Annotated in this window: 25 protein-coding genes; 23 read left to right on the top strand and 2 right to left on the bottom strand. The window is 36.3% G+C overall.

Going from position 1 to position 20,786, the window contains the following annotated elements; translation table 11 throughout:
* Positions 1 to 117: 117 nt before the first annotated feature.
* On the bottom strand, positions 118 to 657 hold the full coding sequence (gene pssA, locus ACFSY7_RS10235; RefSeq protein ID WP_126991132.1) for a CDP-diacylglycerol--serine O-phosphatidyltransferase: 540 nt from the start codon (positions 655 to 657) through the stop codon (positions 118 to 120).
* Positions 658 to 739: 82 nt separating this feature from the next.
* Here pssA and ACFSY7_RS10230 point away from each other — a divergent pair, with 82 nt between their 5' ends.
* The 13 genes from ACFSY7_RS10230 (at position 740) to holA (ending at position 11,312) form a co-directional block, all read left to right on the top strand.
* Positions 740 to 1,516 (top strand): phosphatidylserine decarboxylase, encoded by a 777-nt coding sequence (locus ACFSY7_RS10230; protein WP_380147764.1) that lies wholly within the window; start codon positions 740 to 742, stop codon positions 1,514 to 1,516.
* Positions 1,517 to 1,569: 53 nt separating this feature from the next.
* Entirely contained in the window at positions 1,570 to 2,088 is a 519-nt protein-coding gene (locus ACFSY7_RS10225; RefSeq protein ID WP_380147763.1) for a YqeG family HAD IIIA-type phosphatase, read from the top strand.
* Positions 2,089 to 2,091: 3 nt separating this feature from the next.
* Positions 2,092 to 3,195, top strand: coding sequence for a ribosome biogenesis GTPase YqeH (yqeH, locus tag ACFSY7_RS10220; RefSeq protein ID WP_380147762.1), 1,104 nt, complete (start codon positions 2,092 to 2,094; stop codon positions 3,193 to 3,195).
* 11 nt (positions 3,196 to 3,206) lie between these two features.
* A complete protein-coding gene (aroE, locus tag ACFSY7_RS10215) occupies positions 3,207 to 4,043 on the top strand; it encodes a shikimate dehydrogenase (protein WP_380147761.1) in 837 nt (278 codons plus the stop codon).
* Positions 4,044 to 4,346 (top strand): ribosome assembly RNA-binding protein YhbY, encoded by a 303-nt coding sequence (gene yhbY / locus ACFSY7_RS10210; protein WP_126991136.1) that lies wholly within the window; start codon positions 4,044 to 4,046, stop codon positions 4,344 to 4,346.
* Positions 4,347 to 4,357: 11 nt separating this feature from the next.
* A complete protein-coding gene (locus ACFSY7_RS10205; protein ID WP_139992444.1) occupies positions 4,358 to 4,930 on the top strand; it encodes a nicotinate-nucleotide adenylyltransferase in 573 nt (190 codons plus the stop codon).
* Positions 4,917 to 5,489: a bis(5'-nucleosyl)-tetraphosphatase (symmetrical) YqeK gene (gene yqeK, locus ACFSY7_RS10200; protein ID WP_126991138.1), complete on the top strand. Its 573-nt coding sequence runs from the start codon at positions 4,917 to 4,919 to the stop codon at positions 5,487 to 5,489. The genes ACFSY7_RS10205 and yqeK overlap by 14 nt, the downstream gene beginning before the upstream one ends.
* A 2-nt stretch (positions 5,490 to 5,491) precedes the next feature.
* On the top strand, positions 5,492 to 5,845 hold the full coding sequence (gene rsfS, locus ACFSY7_RS10195) for a ribosome silencing factor (RefSeq protein WP_126991139.1): 354 nt from the start codon (positions 5,492 to 5,494) through the stop codon (positions 5,843 to 5,845).
* Positions 5,838 to 6,578, top strand: a complete 741-nt coding sequence (locus ACFSY7_RS10190) for a class I SAM-dependent DNA methyltransferase (RefSeq protein ID WP_380147760.1) — start codon at positions 5,838 to 5,840, stop codon at positions 6,576 to 6,578. Before rsfS ends, ACFSY7_RS10190 begins: the two co-directional genes overlap by 8 nt.
* Positions 6,579 to 6,662: 84 nt before the next feature.
* Positions 6,663 to 7,289 (top strand): helix-hairpin-helix domain-containing protein, encoded by a 627-nt coding sequence (locus ACFSY7_RS10185; protein WP_126991176.1) that lies wholly within the window; start codon positions 6,663 to 6,665, stop codon positions 7,287 to 7,289.
* Between the two features lie 81 nt (positions 7,290 to 7,370).
* Positions 7,371 to 7,952, top strand: coding sequence for a ComE operon protein 2 (locus ACFSY7_RS10180; RefSeq protein WP_126991141.1), 582 nt, complete (start codon positions 7,371 to 7,373; stop codon positions 7,950 to 7,952).
* 11 nt (positions 7,953 to 7,963) lie between these two features.
* Positions 7,964 to 10,195, top strand: coding sequence for a DNA internalization-related competence protein ComEC/Rec2 (locus ACFSY7_RS10175; protein ID WP_380147759.1), 2,232 nt, complete (start codon positions 7,964 to 7,966; stop codon positions 10,193 to 10,195).
* 88 nt (positions 10,196 to 10,283) lie between these two features.
* Positions 10,284 to 11,312: a DNA polymerase III subunit delta gene (gene holA, locus ACFSY7_RS10170; protein ID WP_126991142.1), complete on the top strand. Its 1,029-nt coding sequence runs from the start codon at positions 10,284 to 10,286 to the stop codon at positions 11,310 to 11,312.
* A gap of 54 nt (positions 11,313 to 11,366) precedes the next feature.
* On the opposite strand, the gene rpsT is transcribed toward holA, so the two are convergent.
* A complete protein-coding gene (gene rpsT / locus ACFSY7_RS10165; RefSeq protein ID WP_126991143.1) occupies positions 11,367 to 11,615 on the bottom strand; it encodes a 30S ribosomal protein S20 in 249 nt (82 codons plus the stop codon).
* A 242-nt stretch (positions 11,616 to 11,857) separates the two neighbouring features.
* On the opposite strand from rpsT, the gene lepA reads away from it, so the two are divergent.
* From lepA to hrcA, 10 genes are all read left to right on the top strand, one after another.
* Positions 11,858 to 13,693: a translation elongation factor 4 gene (gene lepA, locus ACFSY7_RS10160; protein WP_126991144.1), complete on the top strand. Its 1,836-nt coding sequence runs from the start codon at positions 11,858 to 11,860 to the stop codon at positions 13,691 to 13,693.
* A gap of 340 nt (positions 13,694 to 14,033) precedes the next feature.
* Positions 14,034 to 14,645, top strand: coding sequence for a sugar transferase (locus ACFSY7_RS10155; RefSeq protein WP_380147766.1), 612 nt, complete (start codon positions 14,034 to 14,036; stop codon positions 14,643 to 14,645).
* Positions 14,646 to 14,648: 3 nt separating this feature from the next.
* On the top strand, positions 14,649 to 15,218 hold the full coding sequence (locus ACFSY7_RS10150) for a YveK family protein (RefSeq protein ID WP_380147758.1): 570 nt from the start codon (positions 14,649 to 14,651) through the stop codon (positions 15,216 to 15,218).
* Between the two features lie 138 nt (positions 15,219 to 15,356).
* Positions 15,357 to 15,770 (top strand): hypothetical protein, encoded by a 414-nt coding sequence (locus ACFSY7_RS10145; protein WP_380147757.1) that lies wholly within the window; start codon positions 15,357 to 15,359, stop codon positions 15,768 to 15,770.
* 12 nt (positions 15,771 to 15,782) lie between these two features.
* Complete coding sequence (locus tag ACFSY7_RS10140; protein WP_380147756.1) at positions 15,783 to 17,093, top strand: lipopolysaccharide biosynthesis protein; 1,311 nt, start codon at positions 15,783 to 15,785, stop codon at positions 17,091 to 17,093.
* Between the two features lie 55 nt (positions 17,094 to 17,148).
* On the top strand, positions 17,149 to 17,586 hold the full coding sequence (locus ACFSY7_RS10135) for a hypothetical protein (protein WP_380147755.1): 438 nt from the start codon (positions 17,149 to 17,151) through the stop codon (positions 17,584 to 17,586).
* A gap of 35 nt (positions 17,587 to 17,621) precedes the next feature.
* A complete protein-coding gene (locus ACFSY7_RS10130; protein WP_380147754.1) occupies positions 17,622 to 17,894 on the top strand; it encodes a hypothetical protein in 273 nt (90 codons plus the stop codon).
* Between the two features lie 293 nt (positions 17,895 to 18,187).
* A complete protein-coding gene (locus ACFSY7_RS10125) occupies positions 18,188 to 18,361 on the top strand; it encodes a hypothetical protein (protein ID WP_158621038.1) in 174 nt (57 codons plus the stop codon).
* Between the two features lie 150 nt (positions 18,362 to 18,511).
* Positions 18,512 to 19,657 (top strand): radical SAM family heme chaperone HemW, encoded by a 1,146-nt coding sequence (hemW, locus tag ACFSY7_RS10120; protein WP_126991148.1) that lies wholly within the window; start codon positions 18,512 to 18,514, stop codon positions 19,655 to 19,657.
* A 91-nt stretch (positions 19,658 to 19,748) separates the two neighbouring features.
* Complete coding sequence (gene hrcA, locus ACFSY7_RS10115) at positions 19,749 to 20,774, top strand: heat-inducible transcriptional repressor HrcA (RefSeq protein WP_380147753.1); 1,026 nt, start codon at positions 19,749 to 19,751, stop codon at positions 20,772 to 20,774.
* The last annotated feature ends 12 nt before the right edge of the window (positions 20,775 to 20,786 follow it).

Genomic DNA, 20,786 nt, shown 5'->3' with positions numbered 1-20,786 from the left:
GAATGGTAATTCCCAATTTGCGCATAAAAATAGAGAAGGTGATGTCAAATTCGACATCACCTTCTCTATTAAAGACTGGAATTTCTACTTATGTCCCAGCCTCTTACATTTTGTCCACTATATTTTTTTTAGCTGAAAATTTGCAACCATTGTATAAGATAGTACAAGGAAAATAACCAAGTAAACTCCTGGATTGATAAATGGTGCAATCAAGAATGAAGCGGTTAAAATAACACCTGCTGCAGTAATAGGTAATCCCGTGAAACAACCATTTGCTTCAGTGACATTGAAGCGCGCAAGACGAAATGCGCCGCATACAATATATAATACGGCTGCAATCATACCTACAGGACCTAGTTGGAATAATACATATGAATATAATAATAAGGCCGGAGCGACACCGAATGAGATAATATCACTCATTGAGTCAAGTTGTTTACCAAGTTCAGATTCTTGGTTGAATTTTCGAGCGATTTTCCCATCGTAGCGGTCCAACAGCGCTGCAATGAAAATATAAAGGACGGCATGACTATAGGCTTCGTTAAACGTTGCCATAATCGAGGCACCACCGAATGAAATATTACATAAAGTAACAATATTCGCTAGTTGTGACTTTACTTTTTTTATAGTCTCATCGACTCTTTGGAGTAAAAACATAAATTATGCTCCTTTATTTTCTTATAGCTTTATTATACTGTTAGTTAAGAAACCAAACAGATAACAAGGGAGTTTAAACTAGATGCTTAAAGAAAAAGTATACCGCACTATGATCGAACTAACAAATAACAAAATAACATCAAAAATGCTTCAACATATAATGACGAGCCGTATTAGCAAAAGTTTCATTCCATCATATAAACAATTCTACAGAATTGATACAACAGAAGTTTCAAAAGAATTAGATGAATTTCCAACTTTACAAACATTTTTCACAAGAAAATTAATGACAGAAGCACGCCCAATTGCCTCAAATGAAATTGTTAGCCCAGTAGATGCAAAAATCGAATCTTTTGGAAATATTACAGTACAGCAAAAATTTAGGGTGAAAGGAAAAAATTATTCTCTTCAAGATTTATTAGGGAAAGAAGAACATGCGAAACGCTATGAAGAGGGGCAATTTATTGTCTTTTATTTAAGTCCAGCAGATTATCATCGTATACATAGTCCGTTAGATGCGACCGTACTTCGTCAGTATGTGCTTGGTAATCATTCTTATCCAGTGAATCAATTAGGTTTAACATATGGAAAGCAACCGCTATCGCATAATTATCGACTTGTTACGGAATTAAGCGCGACATGTGGAAACGCTGCATTTATTAAAGTGGGTGCAATGTTTGTTAATTCAATTAAACTGACAAATACGACAGAGCAATGGACAAAGGGCGAAGAAGTTGGTTATTTTGAATTTGGTTCGACAGTGATTATGCTATTTGAAAAAGATTGTGTAACATTCTTAAATAATGTTCAAAAGAACGCATCAATCCGAGTGGGTGAAGCGTTTGCGGATGTGTTATAATCGTTTAAGTAACTTGTTGCACAATGAATAATCGAAAAATGAGGGAAATAGTTTTGTATAAACGTTTTATGCCAAGAGAGTTTGTTGATTCTGTCTATGACGTGACACCTGAGAAATTACATTCTTTAGGAATTAGAGGGATTATTACAGACCTTGATAATACATTAGTAGAATGGGACCGCGCAGATGCCACGCCAGAATTAATGGCTTGGCTAAAGCTTATTCGTGATTCAGGCATTCAAGTGGTCATTGTGTCAAACAATAAAGAGGCACGTGTGAAGCATTTTGCAGCACCACTTGATTTACCGTACATTTTCCAAGCTAGAAAACCATTAACAAATGCTTTTCGGCGTGGTTTACAATTGATGAATCTACCATCACATCAAGTGTTGATGCTAGGAGACCAGATGATGACGGATATGCTTGGTGCGAATGCACTTCATCTGCATACAATTTTAGTGAAACCTGTCGCTCAATCAGACGGCCTTGTTACAAAATTAAACCGTCGCCTTGAACGTCGCGTATTTAATTATTTACGCAAAAAAGGTATTGAAACTTGGAGGGAAAAATAAATTATGAACGAAATGCCACACTGCATTGGTTGCGGCACGCAAATCCAAACGGAAGATCCAAAAGCACCTGGTTTTGCACCAGCATCTGCTTTAGAAAAAGAAGAAATTATTTGCAAACGATGCTTCCGTTTAAAAAATTATAATGAATTACAACCAGTCGCATTAACAGATGATGACTTCTTACGTATTTTAAATGGCCTTGGTACACAAAAAGGATTGATTGTGAAAATTGTAGATATCTTCGACTTTAACGGAAGTTGGTTGCCAGGCTTACACCGTTTTGTAGGGAATAATCCGGTACTCTTAATCGCGAATAAAGTCGATTTATTACCAAAATCAATTAATCCTAAAAAAGTTGTTAACTGGCTTCGTCAAGAAGCAAAACAACTTGGTTTAAAACCAATTGATGTCTTACTCGTATCTGCTCACAAAGGGACAGGCATTGAAGAAGCAATGACAAAAATTGAAGAATATCGTCGCGGTGAAGATGTCTATGTAGTTGGCTGTACGAATGTAGGAAAATCAACATTCATTAACCGTATTATCAAACAAGCAACTGGACAAGGAGATATTATTACAACATCATACTTCCCAGGTACAACACTTGATATGATTGAAATCCCATTAGATGATAAAAAAGCAATTTTTGATACACCTGGGATTATTAATCATCACCAAATGGCACACTATATTGATCCGTCAGAGTTAAAATATATTATGCCGAAGAAAGAAATTAAACCGAAAACATTCCAATTAAATGCAGAACAAACGTTATTTATTGGCGCGTTAGCACGTTTTGATTTTATTCAAGGAATGCGTTCAAACTTTACTGTGCACATTGCGAATGACTTAAACATTCACCGTACGAAGTTAGAAAATGCAGATGAACTTTATGCAACACATAAAGGGGAGCTTCTTGCGCCACCAACGAAAGAGTTTATCGAGCAATTACCAGAACTAGTGCGTCATGAATTTTCAATCAAAGAAGGAAAAACAGATATCGTATTTTCTGGTCTTGGTTGGATTACAATTCAAAATCCAGATGTTGTCATTGCAGCACATGCACCAGCTGGCGTAGAAGTAATGGTTCGTCCGTCACTTATTTAGGGGGAATTAATGTGAAAAAATGGTATGCAGTCATTGGGAATCCGATAGAACATTCACTGTCACCACTTATGCATAATACGTGGATGACAGTGGAAGAACGTGATGCGGCGTATTTACCGCTACATGTACTACCGGAAAATTTAGAGCAGGCATTTACAGGGATGAAAGTTTTAGGCATTAGTGGTTTTAATATTACGATTCCACATAAGGAAACGATTCTTCCACTATTAGATGAACTAGATCCATTAGCTAAGAAGATGGGGGCTGTTAATACAGTCGTTCGTCTCGAAAATGGTCAGTATAAAGGATATAATACCGATGGACTTGGCTTTGTGAAATCGTTAGAAGATGCGGTAGGTACACAGCATAAGAACAAACGTCTATTAATCATTGGTGCAGGTGGGGCTTCACGAGGAATTTGTTTTGCACTCGTACAGGAGGGCTATACAAATATTGCAATTGCTAATCGTACTGTATCGAAGGCACAAGCAATTTGTAATGAACTTGACACAAATGCAGAAGCATTGTCATTAGATGAAGCGGCAACACAACTTGGTGAATTCGATATTATCGTACAAACGACTTCTGCAGGACTTAATCATAGCGAATTTGCGCTGCCATTATCGCTCGAAAATTTATCTAAGACTGCAATTGTCGCGGATATTGTGTATAATCCATTAATGACCCCATTTTTAGCACAATCAAAAGAAAAGGGAGCCACGGTCGTGACAGGATTAGGCATGTTTATCCATCAAGGAGCACTTGCCTATAGTTACTGGACTGACGTGTATCCCAAAGCAGCCGTCGTAGAGGACATTCTGCTCGCAAATTTAGGAGGAAACAAATAGATGTTAACAGGTAAACAAAAACGATTTTTACGTGCGGAAGCGCACCATTTAGACCCGATTTTCCAAGTAGGTAAAGGCGGCGTCAATGAAGCACAATGCGAACAAATTCGCCAAGCATTAAATGCACGCGAATTATTAAAAGTGCGTATTTTAGATAACTGCGAAGATGACAAAAAAGTTGTTGCAGCAGAATTAGTAGAAGGCACAGATGCAGAATTAGTACAATTAATCGGCTTAACAGTCGTATTATATAAACAAGCGTCAAAACGTGAAAACCGTAAAATCGAATTACCACACGCGTAAGGATGATGGTTATGAAGAAAATTGGTCTATTAGGTGGTACATTTAATCCGCCCCATATTGCTCATTTAATAATGGCAAATGAAGTCGCCGACCAGCTTGGACTTGATGAAGTGCGCTTTATGCCAAATGCTGTACCTCCACATAAAATAAAGCAAGGTGATGCGACTGCAGAAGAACGCCTCGAAATGACGAGGCTTGCGATTGCGGACAATCCCCGTTTTAAGCTTGAGCCTTTTGAAATCGAGCGCGGTGGAGTCTCGTATACATTTGAAACGATGACATTGTTAATGCAACGTGAAGCGGATGTAATGTTTTACTTTATCATTGGTGGAGATAGTATTGATGCACTTGGCACATGGTATCATATAGATGAGCTTATGAAAATTGTGCATTTTGTCGGGGTACAACGTCCTGGTTTTTTTGGCGAGACGACATATGATGTGGAGCTCGTTGAAGCACCTCTAATAGACCTTTCTTCAACGATTATTCGCGAGCGCCTACAAACGGGAAAAACCGTGCGCTATTTACTGCCAGAAGCAGTGGAACAATATATTCGAGAGGAAGGATTATATGGAACGCGTTAATTTACTTGCCGCGATGAAAGACCGTATGCCTGAGAAACGTTATATTCACACAATTGGCGTAACAGACACAGCAATGGCTCTAGCGGAGCAATTCGGACAAAATCCGAAAAAAGCGGAAATTGCAGCAATTTTACATGATTCATGTAAATATGCAGACCGCGAATGGATGAAGCAAACAATTATTGAGCAGAAAATGGATCCAACTTTATTGGTATATCATCATGAATTATGGCATGGACCAGTAGGTGCTTATGTGGCGAAACAAGAGTTTGGTGTAGAAGATGAAGATATGCTCAATGCGATTCGTTTTCATACAACAGGTCGAATAGGAATGAGCGATTTAGAAAAGATTATCTATATTGCAGACATGATTGAACCAAATCGTAAATTTCCAGACGTCGATATGTTGCGTGAAGCATCAAAATCAATGGAGTTAAATGACTTAATGATTACATGTCTTAGTCATTCCATTCAATTTTTGATGTCTAAACACCAACCTGTTTTTCCAGATTCATTTAATTGTTACAATGATTTATTGCTAACTAAGAAGGGAATTTAACAATGACACACAAACTTTTAGATACAGTTTTTAAAGCAGTAGATGACAAACGCGCCGAGGATATCGTCGTATTAAATATGCAAGGTATTTCTTTACTATCAGATTATTTCTTAATCTGTACAGGTAGTTCTGAACGTCAAGTTCAAGCAATCGCTCGTGAAGTAAAAGAGCAAGCAGAAAAATCAGGGCATGAAGTTAAACGTATGGAAGGTTTTGACGCAGGTCGCTGGGTATTAGTTGATGCAGGCGATGTTGTTGCGCATATTTTCCACAAAGATGAACGTAGCTACTACAACTTAGAACGTTTATGGGGCGATGCACCAGAAACATTCGTCGCAACTGATTCAAATGAGTAATAGCTATGGTCGTTTTGCAGAAGTGTATGATGCGTTAATGACAGATATTCCGTATGCAACATATGTGGAATGGGTTAAAAAGCATGCACCGGCTGCAAACAATCAAAATTTACTAGATATTGGTTGTGGTACAGGCGTAATGGCTGTTGAATTTGCCAAAGTAGGATACAATGTAAGTGGCTTGGATTTATCAGAGGAAATGTTGATGATTGCAAGTGAACGCTGCTATGAGGAAAATGTGAATGTTTTCTTCGTATGCCAATCGATGGATGAATTAGATGGATTTAATGACCTGGATGTCGTGACAATTCCAATTGATTCATTAAACTATGTGCCAGAACAACGAGCGGTAGAACAAACATTTACACATGTATATGAAGCATTAAAAACAGGTGGTCACTTGTTCTTTGATGTCCATTCACTTTATAAAATGGATGAAATTTTCATGGATAGCCCATTCACATACGATGATGGAGACATTACGTATTTATGGGATACTGAGCCAGGTGAAGCGGCTCATTCTGTTAAGCATGATATGTTATTTTATGTTGTGACAGCTGATGGAACGTATGAACGTTTCGAGGAACAACATTATCAACGTACGTATGCGATTGAAACGTACATGACAATGTTACAACAAGCTGGTTTTACGAATATAACGGTGACAGCAGATTTTACTGATGAAGCACCGGCTATTGATTCAGAAAGAATTTTCTTTCATTGTGTAAAATAAACTTGTAAAAATTAGAAAATATTGTATATTGGAATTAGCTTCTATGGATGCCGAAAGAAAGGTGTGAAGCTAATTCCTTTTTTTATGCAAAATAAAAAATATTTTTTAATTGGCAGCGTTGTTTTAGTTGCCATCCTCTTCTATTTCTTCAAACAATCATCTACGGAACACACAACCCCTTTAGAACCTATCGAACAACTCTCAACTACTTCTAACGAACAAGTTTTATCTAAAACATCAGAATCTACTACTCAGACATCTATTCAAACAACAATAGCCGTCGATGTTAAGGGCGCTGTCAAAAATCCAGGCGTTTATACTGTAAATGCAGAAGACCGCGTATACGACGCGATAATAGCTGCAGGTGGCTATAAAAACAATGCGGATTCTAAAACGATTAATCATGCGGCACATGTACAAGATGAAATGGTCATTTATGTGCCAAAACGGGGAGAAGAGATAGAAACACCTACTGTAGCGATTACATCACAGTCTACAGAACCACAATCTTCAACAACCGCCGTTAACATTAATACGGCAGACGAAGCAGGCTTGCAAACGATTAATGGAATTGGGCCTGCAAAAGCAAAAACAATTATTCAATATCGTACAGAAAATGGTCCTTTTCAAAGCATTGATGATTTGAAAAAAGTTTCAGGTTTTGGTGATAAAACTGTTGAACGTTTGAGACCTCTTGTTACTGTACAATAGTCTGACCTCTTGTAAAACCATTGACGTCAAAAAGAGTCAAAGGATAAACTAGACAGTAGGACATCATTAGGAGGCATTCATATGGAGCGTATTACATGGGATCAATTTTTTATGGCACAAAGTCATTTATTAGCGCTACGTAGCACATGTACACGTCTAGCAGTAGGTGCGACAATTGTGCGTGATAAACGAATTATTGCAGGGGGCTATAACGGTTCGATATCAGGAGATGACCATTGCATCGATAAAGGATGCTATGTGGTTGATAATCATTGTGTAAGAACAGTTCATGCAGAGACCAATGCATTATTGCAATGTGCAAAATATGGTACACCAACAAATGGCGCCGATTTATATGTAACGCATTTTCCTTGTTTACCTTGTACGAAATCAATTATTCAATCAGGTATTAAAAATTTATATTATGCAAAAGACTATAAAAATAATACGTATGCGATTGAACTGTTTAAACAAGCAGGCGTTAATGTTGTACATGTACCATTTGATGAACGTAAGATTGACTTCTTAAGCGATGAAAAAGTCACGTTATACCTTTCATTACTCAACGAGCTGCGCGATAAAGGAGCAACGTCAGAAGAATTGGCACCTTATGAACAGAAGGTGGAGCAATTATTTGGCAAACACATTTTAGAAACGAAGTAATTTATTTGGCTTTGGCAACATTATTAGCGACAGTAGCCGCTTCGGTGTCGCCAAAGCTTTTTTTGATTTTTATTCCCTACGTCATTTTCCTTATTTGGCGTCGTCACAATACGTTATTTTTAATAACGCTACTTCTTTTAATACTTTTAACAGCTTGGCGTACACATATGACCTCACAGCTACCTACAACTCTCCCATCAACCATTCAACTAACATTTCAAGATAATACAAAAATCAACGGTCGCACGCTTCGTGGCTTTGCAATGTCCGAATACGGTCGAGTTTATGTGGCATATGCGATAGAGAGTGCAAAACAAAAAGAACAAATTGAAAATACAGCACTAGCAGGTCTAACAATTCACGCAAAAGGGAAACTAACAGAACCGAATAAGCCATTGCATCGCTACCAATTTTCAATGATAGATTATTTAAAAAGTCAGCATGCTATCGGTATATATGACATTGAGGATTTTAATGTTATTCGCTATAAAACAGGAATTATGACAAAGCTTGGAAGGTATCGTTATACACTTTTAACACATATTGATGAAACTTTTCCAGAATCGCTACAAGCGGAGGCAAAGGCTTTATTATTTGGTGATCAGCGGGATATCGATTCGGATTTATCTCGTGCTTATCAAGTATTAGGCATTACGCATTTATTTGCAATTTCTGGTCTTCATATTGCGTTATTAGGAGGAGCATTTTATCAGCTTTTACTTTTTTGTGGTTTGCGTCTTCATCATGCAAAAATAATTTTGCTCATAGCTTTGCCAATTTATGCAGTTCTTGCAGGGAGTTCAGCATCTGTCTGGCGTTCGGCAGCTATGACGATGGTTGTTGTATTATTACAGCTTAGACAAACTAAATTAACTGCTGCAGATGCATTATCATTAACTTTTATTGGATTTGTTCTCTATAATCCAAGTGTAATTTATCAAGTAGGATTTCAGCTGTCTTATTTGGCTACAGTCGCGCTTATTTATTCAACAAAAATTTTAATGACAAGTCATTGGCTAAAAAATGCTTTCTTTTTAACCTTTGTATGTCAGATGCTTGTTTATCCGCTTCTGTTACATCATTTTTATGAACTTAGTTTATCCTCGTTTTTTGTTAATATTCTGATGGTGCCTTTATTTTCATTTATTGTGTTGCCACTTAATATCTTTTTTTTGATGCTGTCGTATCTATCGCCACAGTTAAACGCGCTGTTTTTAAGTATTTATGAGCCTCTACGCGAACATTTAACGACGTTTTTACTTTGGATGTCAAAACAGCCTTATCAACTTTGGCAACCGGGTAAACCAGATATGCTGTGGTTGGGCATTGCGATGGTTGGAGTATTTATTCTTTTTTTGGCATTCGAAAAAAAACGCTATATTATAGCTAGTTGTACCATATTAATTCCTGTCATGATGCTTGAAATAAATCCATTATTAAATGATGAGCTTCGTATTACGTATTTAAGTGTTGGACAGGGAGATTGTACGATTATTGAATTGCCGCATCGCCAAGGTGTTTATGTCATTGATGTAGGTGGTGTATTACGTTTTCAAGATGAAGCATGGAAAACGAGTGATTCGCCGTATGAAGTTGGGCGACAAGTCGTCGTTCCTTATTTAAAAGGAAGAGGACTTACCACAATTGATACGCTTATTTTGACACACGCAGATGCTGATCATGTAGAAGGAGCAGAGGAAGTCATGCAATCGCTTCGAGTGAAGGAAGTGCATATTACACCGAATTCTTCACAAAAAGCAGTTATGAAAGATGTTATGGATGAAGCATTGCGTCAACATATTCCTGTACGAGAAAGAATGGCGGGTTATACTTTTAACAAAGGAGAGGTGGGTTTTTCGTATATTTGGCCACGTGATACGACGTATGAAGGAAATAATGATTCACTGGTACTAAAAGTGTCGAAAGGCGCATTTTCAACGCTTTTAACAGGCGATATTGAAGCAGAAGGGGAATCACAGCTTCTTGATGATAAAACGCTTCATACAACCATTCTATCGCCAGGTCATCATGGCTCGAAAACGTCAAGCTCAGAAGCATTTTTACAAACAACGCAGCCGCAGCTTGCTATTTTTTCAACAGGTATTAATAATCGCTATGGTCACCCTGCGCAAGAAATTCGAGCGCGTTTTGACGCAAATTCAATTCCAACGTTAAATACAGCAGAGGATGGAACGATAGAGGTGATTGTGAAAGACTCTTGGTATGTGTTAACGAATCGTTAATTTGTATGATTTTCGATATAAGCAATAGAGGAAGGTGACTGTGGGCATTTTTTTTGTGTATACTTAACGTATTATAGGAGTTGGTTATATGTTTCAAAAAGTATGGAAAGAAATCACAAACGGGCATATCGCACCTGTCTACATTATTGTTGGCGAAGAGACATATTTTATCGACGAAACGCTGCGTCGATTGAAAGATAAATTAGCAGAACAAGGCGAACTTGATATTATGAATTATGATTTAGAAGAGCATCTTGTGGATGAAGTAATCGATGAAGCAGATACAATCCCATTTTTCTCCGATAAAAAGTTAGTGATTGCAAAAAATGCTTCTTTTTTAAAGGCAACGGAAAAAGGGAAAGAGAAACTGAATCATGATTTAAAGAAATTAGAGCGTTTTTTGCAGTTTCCATCAGATACCTCTGTAACAGTGTTTATTGCACCATATCCCAAGTTGGATGAACGTAAAAAAATAACGAAACAGATGAAAGAACATGCACTTTATTTATTTGCTGAAACACCAAAAGAACGCGATCTGGCTATCTGGGTGAAAAATGAAGTAACTAATCGTAATGCGATGATATCAGATGCGGCAATTGCGCAACTGATTGAAATGGTTGGGATGGATATGCTACAACTACGTTCAGAAATTGATAAACTAGCATTGTATACAGCAAATTCAAATGAATTGATTGAACCACCATTAGTAGAAGAAATGGTCGCCAAAACACTTGAACAAGATGTTTTTAAACTGCTGAATGCGTATATTCGAGGAGACAAAACGACTTCTTTAGCAACTTATCATGATTTATTGCGACAAAAAGAAGAACCGATTGCGCTTGTAGCATTAATATCATCTCAAGTGCGCTTAATGTCTAACGTGTATTATTTACTGACAAAGGGGTATCACCCACAACAAATTTCAAAACAATTGAAAGTAAACCCGTATCGTGTGAAGCGAATTGTTGAAGACCGAGGGCATATTGGCGACCAACAATTGCTTGATGCCCTTTATGGTTTAGGTGAAGTAGATTTACAATTAAAAACAATGAGTGGCAATCGTGCGCGATTTTTAGAGTTTTTCTTGATGAAACCGATTGGATATAATATAAAATAAAAGAAAAAAGACGTTCCGATCGGAACGTCTTTTTTCTTTCTATATTATATAGAATTAAGCTTTTTTCATTAAACGAGCTTTTGTACGTGAAGCAGCGTTTTTGTGGATTAAGCCTTTTGAAGCAGCTTTATCTACAGATTTAACTGCAGCTGTTAATAATTCAGCAGCGTTTTCGTCTTTAGCAACTAAAGCAGTTTCAGCTTTTTTGATTGCAGTACGCATAGCAGATTTAACTTGTACGTTAGCAGCATTCGCTTTTTCTGCAACTTTAACGCGTTTGATAGCAGATTTGATGTTTGGCATGAAATTCACCTCCTAGGATAAATCGAGATGAGCAAAATTCTCAACTTGTGTCTGTATCTAATACAACAAGCATTATTATAGCAAAGCAAGTTATGTAAATGCAAGAGAGAAATGCAAAGAATATTTACTTGACAGAAAAAAAGTGCATTTTTTTTAAGAATTTCGTAGGAAATGCACGGAATATTGCCAATGTACTACTGCGACTGCTATAATTCTAGTAGTTTAAATAGGAGTGAAAATAAATGAATCGACAAGAACTATTAGATAGACAATCACATATTCGTAACTTTTCTATCATCGCGCATATCGACCATGGTAAATCGACGCTTGCCGATCGTATTTTAGAAAAAACTGAAGCACTAACATCTCGTGAAATGAAAAATCAATTATTAGACTCAATGGATTTGGAACGAGAACGAGGAATTACAATTAAGTTAAATGCCGTGCAATTGAACTACAAGGCAAAAGATGGTCAAGAATATACAATGCATTTAATCGACACACCAGGACACGTCGATTTTACGTATGAAGTATCACGTAGTTTAGCTGCTTGTGAAGGCGCTATTTTAGTTGTAGATGCTGCACAAGGTATTGAAGCTCAAACATTAGCCAATGTTTATTTAGCACTTGATAACGATCTTGAAATTTTGCCCGTTATCAATAAAATCGACTTACCTTCTGCAGATCCAGAACGTGTACGTCAAGAAGTAGAAGATGTTATCGGTCTTGATGCATCAGAAGCAGTATTAGCTTCTGCAAAAGCAGGGATTGGTATTGAAGATATTTTAGAGCAAATCGTAGAAAAAGTTCCAGCACCAGAAGGAGACCCGGAAGCACCATTACAAGCATTAATCTTTGACTCTGTTTATGATGCCTACCGCGGTGTAATTATTTCTATTCGTATCGCAGAAGGAACTGTAAAACCAGGCGATACAATTCGTATGATGGCGACAGGTGCCGAGTTCGAAGTTATAGAAGTAGGTGTGCATACCCCAAAAATGACGCCACGTGACTTCCTTACAGTAGGGGATGTAGGCTATTTAACAGCCTCTATTAAAAATGTAGGTGATACGCGTGTCGGTGATACAGTCACTTCTGTTATCAATGCAGCAGCAGAGCCATTACCAGGATACCGTCGACTAAATCCAATGGTTTACTGTGGATTATATCCAATTGATACTGCAAAATATAATGATTTACGTGAGGCATTAGAAAAATTAGAGTTAAATGACTCGGCCCTTCAATATGAACCAGAAACATCACAAGCATTAGGTTTCGGTTTCCGCTGTGGTTTCTTAGGTTTACTACACATGGAAATTATTCAAGAGCGTATTGAACGTGAATTTAATATTGATTTAATTACAACGGCACCATCTGTAATTTATCATGTACAAATGACAGATGGCGAAGAAGTTCAAGTAGCGAATCCATCTGAAATGCCAGATCCACAAAAGATTCAGCAAATCGAAGAGCCTTATGTAAAAGCAAATATCATGGTTCCAAATGATTATGTTGGTGCTGTTATGGAAATTTGCCAGCGTAAACGTGGGAATTTCTTAACAATGGATTATATTGATACGACACGTGTTAATATTTTCTATGAAATGCCATTATCTGAAATTGTATATGATTTCTTCGACCAATTAAAATCGTCAACAAAAGGCTATGCATCATTCGACTATGAAATGATTGGCTATCAACCTTCGAAACTTGTGAAGATGGATATTTTATTAAATGCTGAACAGGTTGATGCATTAAGCTTTATTGTACACCGTGACTTTGCATATGAACGAGGTAAAGTAATTGTTGATAAGCTACGTGAGTTAATCCCACGTCAGCAATTTGAAGTGCCAATTCAAGCAGCGATCGGAAATAAAATTGTTGCGCGTTCAACAATTAAAGCGATGCGTAAAAACGTATTAGCAAAATGCTACGGCGGCGATATTTCACGTAAACGTAAACTTCTTGAGAAACAGAAAGAAGGTAAAAAACGTATGAAACAAGTTGGCTCAGTAGAAGTTCCACAGGAAGCGTTCATGGCTGTTCTTAAAATGGACGATGATCAACCGAAAAAATAATTAAAAATATGAAGAAGACCTTTCGTAAGGGGGTCTTCTTTTTTTACTTTAAAATTTACCAATAAAGAAATAATTGTTAACCTAAAATACCTATATTTTTTTAAAGTTTTAATAAGTGATTTTATAATTAAGTAATAAGTAGTTAGTTTTATATTGTTAGTTTTAATTTTTAAAAATATAATAGTTCTAAAAAACATTTTTATGTAAAAAAAAGTAAAAATATATTCATTTTATAGCAATTTACAAAGGAATATAACAAATTGGGTTTTGATTTCCTTATTTTAGTTTAACTAAAGAATATAGAAAGAAGATAAAGAGGTGGATTTATGCAGCAATATAAATTATTTGGGAAAAGAATATTCGACCTAACATTTTCACTTCTTGCGCTCCCATTTTTAGTACCTATTTTCTTGCTGGCGGTTATTGTGATTTTAGTAAACGATGGACGTCCTATTTTTTTAAACAACAGCGAGTTGGTAAAAAAGGAAAAATATTTACAATATGGAAATTTAGAACAATGTATACAAATCAATTGGGCTTACCGGTTAATTCAAAAAATCGGAGTTCTTGGTCAAATGGTATCCCAGATACATTCGTGTTCAAAGATAATTTAGAGGATCCGCGCATTACAAAAGTAGGGAAGTGGTTGCGTAAAACGAGTATTGATGAGCTTCCACAAGTGTTAAATGTTTTAAAAGGAGAAATGAGTATTGTAGGTCCACGTCCTGAGACACCTAGCTATGCATTCTATTATTCACCTTATCAAACAAAACGCTTAGATGTAAAACCTGGTATAACTGGTTGGGCACAAGTTAATGGGCGTTCTACTATTAATCATGGACAAAAAATTGAATTTGATCGTTATTATGTAGAACATTTTAATTTTAAGATGGATGTGGAGATTGTACAAAAAACGATTATGCAAGTTATTAAACGGAAGGGGGCGTATTAACGGATGAAAACGCTAGAACCTCCCTATTCATTACAAGAATTGTTACTAGTACTATGGCGTAAAAAATGGCTTATTCTTTTAATTACAATTTTAGGAATTGTCTTAGGGTATGTTATTTCTACTCAAATGAAACCTAAGTATGAGGCGACGACAGAAATTTTAATTGAGACAGATAAAAGCGACAATCTATTGTATACGCAAAATATGATGGAGACATATCGCGAAGTTTTAACAAGTAGTGCGTTAATTAAGAAAGTAAATGAGCAAGGAAATTTTGATTTAACGACAAATGAGTACAATGAACAAGTGAAAATTACGATGATTAACACGTCACAACTAATTACGATTACAGCGAAAGCAGATAATGAGCTGGAGCCTGTAAAACTAGTTAATAAAATTGCGACAGTGTTCAAAAAAGAATTGACGAATTATTCAAAAATTAATACAGCACTTGTGCTAAATCCAGCGACACAAAGTACATCGAATCAAGATAGTACATTTAACGAATTAGTAAGCATTTTAATTGGTGGCGTAATTGGTCTCCTGTTAGCAATTTGTTATTGTCTACTGTGAGAGATTTATAGCACAAAGGTAGATACGGAAACAAATGTGCAGCGTCTGAATGTGCCTTTACTTGCTAAAGTTACAAAGAAGGACTCAGCTCAACAGTGGCTTTATCATATAGCGGCGCTAATTCAAGGAGAAGTAAAATTGGGTAAAAAAACCGTTTTATTATTAAATTCGGCAAAGGAAGAGAGCGGTTATTTACAACCACTTAGCCAATTATTAGCGCAGCATAAGCAGGTAGTTGTATTAAAGCAAATAGAAGGGAATGCCCACTTTGTTAAAACAAATGAAGGCGAGCCCGATGCATTCATCTATAGTACGGCAACACCATTCTCTGCATTACAACAAAAATACAATGAGTTAGAACAACAGTACGATATTGTACTCGTTGAAACATCACAGTTAGATAGCGCAGAAACGATGTTAGTGGCCTCTAATCAAACACAGTTTATTTATTGCGTTGATGCGAAAAAAACCACTTTAAAGCAAGCGAAATCCATTTTAAAAAAGGTCGTTCAACTGAAGATGCATCGTTTAGGCATCGTCATTGCGAAGTAGGGGGAGCTGACTATGAAGAAGTGGTTGCAGAAGCAAATGAAGCATCGTTTTATTCGTGCGTTATCTGTATTAGTTGCTGGTTCAGCAGTTTCAAGCATCATTCTGCTCTGCATCACACCCGTTTTAACGAGACTGTATACACCGGAAGACTTTGGGGTATTGTCCATTTTTACGTCGATTTTATATGTGTTGATGATTATTGTCTCGTTGCGTTATGAAGCGGCTCTTGTGTTGCCAAAAGAAAAAAAGGCGGCGCTGGCTTTATTATTCATTGCAAATGCTAGTACATTTATCGTAGCAGGAATCGTTATTTTACTTCTTGTGACGACCCCTTTTACGACTTGGATTGGCATTGGTGAAACGCATTCATTCTTTTGGATTTTAGGGCTGAGCTTATTATTTGTAGGCATTTTCCAATCGATGAATAATTGGGCATTGCGTTATGAGCAGTACGACGTTATTAATCGAGCAAAAATTTCGATGAATACCGGACAAGGTTTTGGACAATTAGTATTTGGGTTTTTAAATATTGGTGTCATCGGCTTATTGCTCGGAGAAATGCTGGGGCGGTTAACAGGCATGATACAGTATGTACGCTATTATAAAAAAGATTTACAACAAGCGAATCATACAACGTTTCATCAGGCAAAAGAAATACTTGTACGCTATAAAAAATTTCCACTTATATCAAGCATTTCAAATGTTATTTATAGCGTTGCTGTTAATTTACCGGCATTATTTCTAGCGGCTTATTTTGATGTTGCTACAGCAGGTTTTTATTATCTGGCACAAAAAATTTTAACAGTGCCAGAAAATCTTGTTGGGTTTTCCGCAACACAAGTTTATCTATCACAAGCTGCCAAAATGATGCAAGAAGGACAAGATTTAAAGAAACATTGCTTAGAGACAGTGAAGCATCTATTTATTATCGCATTTGTTATTATCGCTAGCATCGATATTTTAGCACCAATTGGTTTTACATTTTTCTTTGGTCATGGTTGGGATACGACGGTAACATTTATTCAAATACTATCATTAATGTATTTCACAAAAATGGTGTTACAACCAATTAATGGCGTTTTCCAAGTATGTGAGGCTTTTTATATGCAAATTACTGCAGAGTCCATTCGCTTTGTGTTTATTATTTTGGCATTGTTTTTTGCATCCACCCATAAAATGACGCATTTTGAAGCGCTTTGGATGATTAGTATTATGACAACATTAGGCTATATTGTATGTGCCATCTTTGCGTGGCAAGTGATGAATAAGACAGGTGATAAGCGTGACAACGTTATCAACAACTCAGAACAGCGTGAAATCTGATCGGATGATTATGCTATGTTTAATCATTAGCATGCTAACAAGCTCCTATGTTGTCATGGAACCTGCACCAACAGATTTATTGTTAATTTTGGCAACCATCCTTGCTATTCTTTTAAAGCGCTTGTATGTTTCAAAAGAAACGTTACTTGGTACGTTATTTTTAGTTGGTTTTATTGTCGCAAATTTTATTTCAACATGGATGGCATATGAAGCAATAGACGGCATGAGTTATTTTGTAATCACACTATATTTAATTATTACATGGTCTGGTGTAGCCGGGTTTGGTGAAATTTATCGAACACGTTTAGCAGAACAATTAATGACTTTTTATACAATAGGAGCTCTTATCACAGCACTTGTGGCGCTTAGTGTTTACTTTGGTATTATGCCAGGTATAAACCTGATTGGTTTATATTTGAGCGTATTAAAATGTTCTTTAAGGACCCAAATGTTTTTGGCCCTTATTTTGTTCTTCCAGCGGTGTATATGCTAGGGCTTTTAGAACAAAGACATCGAGCACTATATTTCGTGCTATTAATAATTTTTGTTGGAGCTGTGTTGATTAGTTTTTCTCGCGCTGCTTGGTTAAATCTTGCTATTGCTGTTTTTATATTTTATATTTTACCGCGGGCTAAAGAGGCTAATTGGCGCAGAGGTATTAGCGTTTATTTAACATTAGTCGTACTTGCTGGTGTACTAGTGATTTTGAAAAATCAAACATTGTTGACAACGCGTCGAAGCACAAATCGTCTATCCAACGAAAAAGACTGTTTGAATGGAATTGATAGAAAAATACAATAAGTGTTAGGAAATTGTTTTAAAATATGGACTGAGGGTAAAAAGACTAGTATAGGAAGAATTGTTTTGTAATTATTTGGTGTTTTTTTCAAGTATAAAATAACTACATCTAGTTTTATGAATATTATAGTGAGACTTTAGGTAAAAAAATAATTTCAATATTTATGGCTTTTAGTCTTTTTAAGTAACGTCGAAAAAGCGCAAAATCATGAGTAAAAAGTTATATACAAACGTTCTGCTATCTGCTATCATTGGTTTATCCTATTAGCATAGTAGAAATTGAAGGGGTGAGAAACATGTTAGACAAAGATGAAGCACGTCTAGACAGTTTAATTTTGACAATTGAGAAACGTCTAAATCATTTTGAAAAAAACATTTCTCACATGCAAAAGAAAATTGCGGAGTTAAAAACAATCCAAAATCAACGAATTGAACCATCGAATAAATTATGGCGTACAACGGCCGTATAAAAATAGAAAGATATAAAAGAGCGCATCATACTTGTAAAAGCAAGTGTGATGCGTTCTTTTATTTATGAGAAAAGCTGTCGGTATAGTTTTAGCTGAAAATACGGTACACTTAAGCAGAACTTTAACGAGAAAGAAAGTAGGGATCTACAAATGGCTAGAGGTGTTTATATACACATTCCTTTTTGTCATCAAATTTGTAACTATTGTGATTTTAATAAAGTGTTCTTTAAAAATCAGCCAGTAGGTGAATATATTGAAGCAATTGGACAAGAAATGCGTATGACTGTTGAAAAAAATCCGACAGCATTCGTAAATATTGAAACGATTTTTCTAGGAGGCGGGACACCGACATCCTTATCAGTTGAACAACTAACAAGATTAATGGAGTTAATTCATTTATATTTACCGGTAAACAACGTGACAGAATTTTCTTCAGAGGCGAATCCAGATGAATTAACACATGATAAATTACTTGTATTAAAAAAATATGGCATCAATCGATTGAGTTTAGGTGTACAATCATTTGACCAAGAGATTTTAAAAAAATTAGGCCGTACGCATTCAAATGACCATGTCTTTTCGACACTTCGCGATGCAAAAGAGGTAGGTTTTGATAATATTAGCATCGATTTAATGTATGGATTACCGGGACAAACCATTGAACAGTGGCAAGAAACATTAGATATTGCTTTTTCATTAGAGCTTCCGCATTTTTCAGCGTATTCACTTATTGTAGAACCTAAAACGATTTTTTATAACCTCATGAATAAAGGTAAATTGAGTTTACCGGGAGAAGATTCAGAAGCAAAAATGTATGATATGCTGATGCATCAAATGGAAGCGCATGGATTAAAACAATATGAAATTAGTAATTTTGCTAAACCAGGCTTTGAATCGACACATAACTGTATTTATTGGGAAAATGATGAATACGCAGGTTTTGGTGCTGGTGCAAGCGGTTACTTAGATGGAGTTCGCTATCAAAATATTGGACCGTTAAAAAAATATATTGAAGCAATAGAAAATGGAGACTTTCCTCTATTAAATACACATGTTGTAACGAAGCAGGAGTCTATTGAAGAAGAAATGTTTTTAGGGCTGCGTAAAATCGATGGTGTATCGAAACAACATTTTATTGAAAAATTTGATTTACCAATGGAGCAATTGTTTTCAAATCATATTGAGGAACTTGTGAAAGAAGCATTAGTGGAAAATACGGAAGATGCATTGAAATTAAGTTATAAGGGGCGTTTTGTTGGAAATGAAGTTTTTCAACAATTTTTGTTAGATTCATAAGCTTATACGTTGACATAAAAAGTAACATTCGTTATATTGAATATAGTGTTAGCACTCACTAACAACGAGTGCTAAAAAAGAGGTGATGATCATGTTAACAAATCGACAACTTCAAGTGTTACAAGTAATCGTTGACGATTTTATCTCTTCTGGACAGCCGGTCGGTTCACGTCAAATTGCGAAAAAAGACAATGTGTCATTTAGTTCTGCTACGATTCGCAATGAAATGGCGGATTTAGAAGACTTAGGTTTTTTAGAAAAGACACATACTTCTTCGGGGCGTGTGCCATCGGAAAAAGGATATAGATTTTACGTGGATCATTTGCTAAAACCTCAAGTAATTACGAACCAAGAAATTGCATCCATTCGCTCGATCTATGCAGATCAGTTAATGGAAACTGAGCAAATGATTCGTGAATCCGCTAATATTTTGTCCGATTTAACAACGTATACGTCTGTTATTTTAGGTCCTGATGTCCATATGCATAAGGTCAAACGATTCCAAATCGTCCCACTATCTTCTACGCAAGCGGTTGCGATTATCGTGACAGATAGTGGGCATGTTGAAAATCGTGTGTTTACATTACCAGAGGATTTTTCAATGCGTCGTATTGAGAAAGTCGTGAATATTTTAAATGAACGATTAGTAGGCAAGCCACTTGTTGAAATCCCTTTACGTATGGATGGTGAAATTGCAAAGCTTATTAAAGAACATGTTGGTGCGTACAGTGATTTTGTGTCGAGTCTATTTAATAGAATCTCTGCACAAGAAGAAGGACGCGTTTATTACGGTGGTAAAACAAATATGTTAAACCAACCTGAGTTTCATGATATTAATAAGGTGCGCATGTTATTAGACTTGATGGATAAAACGCCACAAGTACAAACGCTTTTCCAGGCAGGAAATCAACAAGGCGTACAAATTCGAATTGGCTCGGAAAATAATTTATTGGCAATGGAGGATTGTAGTATTATTACGGCGTCATTTGATGCAGGCGATAATCAACATGGCTCAATTGCAATTATTGGTCCTAAACGTATGGACTACAAGCGTGTCGTAACATTGCTCGATTTTATGAGCGGTGATTTAAGCCGACTGCTAACGGACAATCGCTAAGCCGACATCTTG

Source organism: Kurthia populi (assembly GCF_042686175.1).
Lineage (GTDB): Bacteria > Bacillota > Bacilli > Bacillales_A > Planococcaceae > Kurthia > Kurthia populi.
The sequence above is the reverse complement of the archived record's forward strand: the minus strand, read 5'-3'. Positions and strand labels throughout refer to the sequence as shown.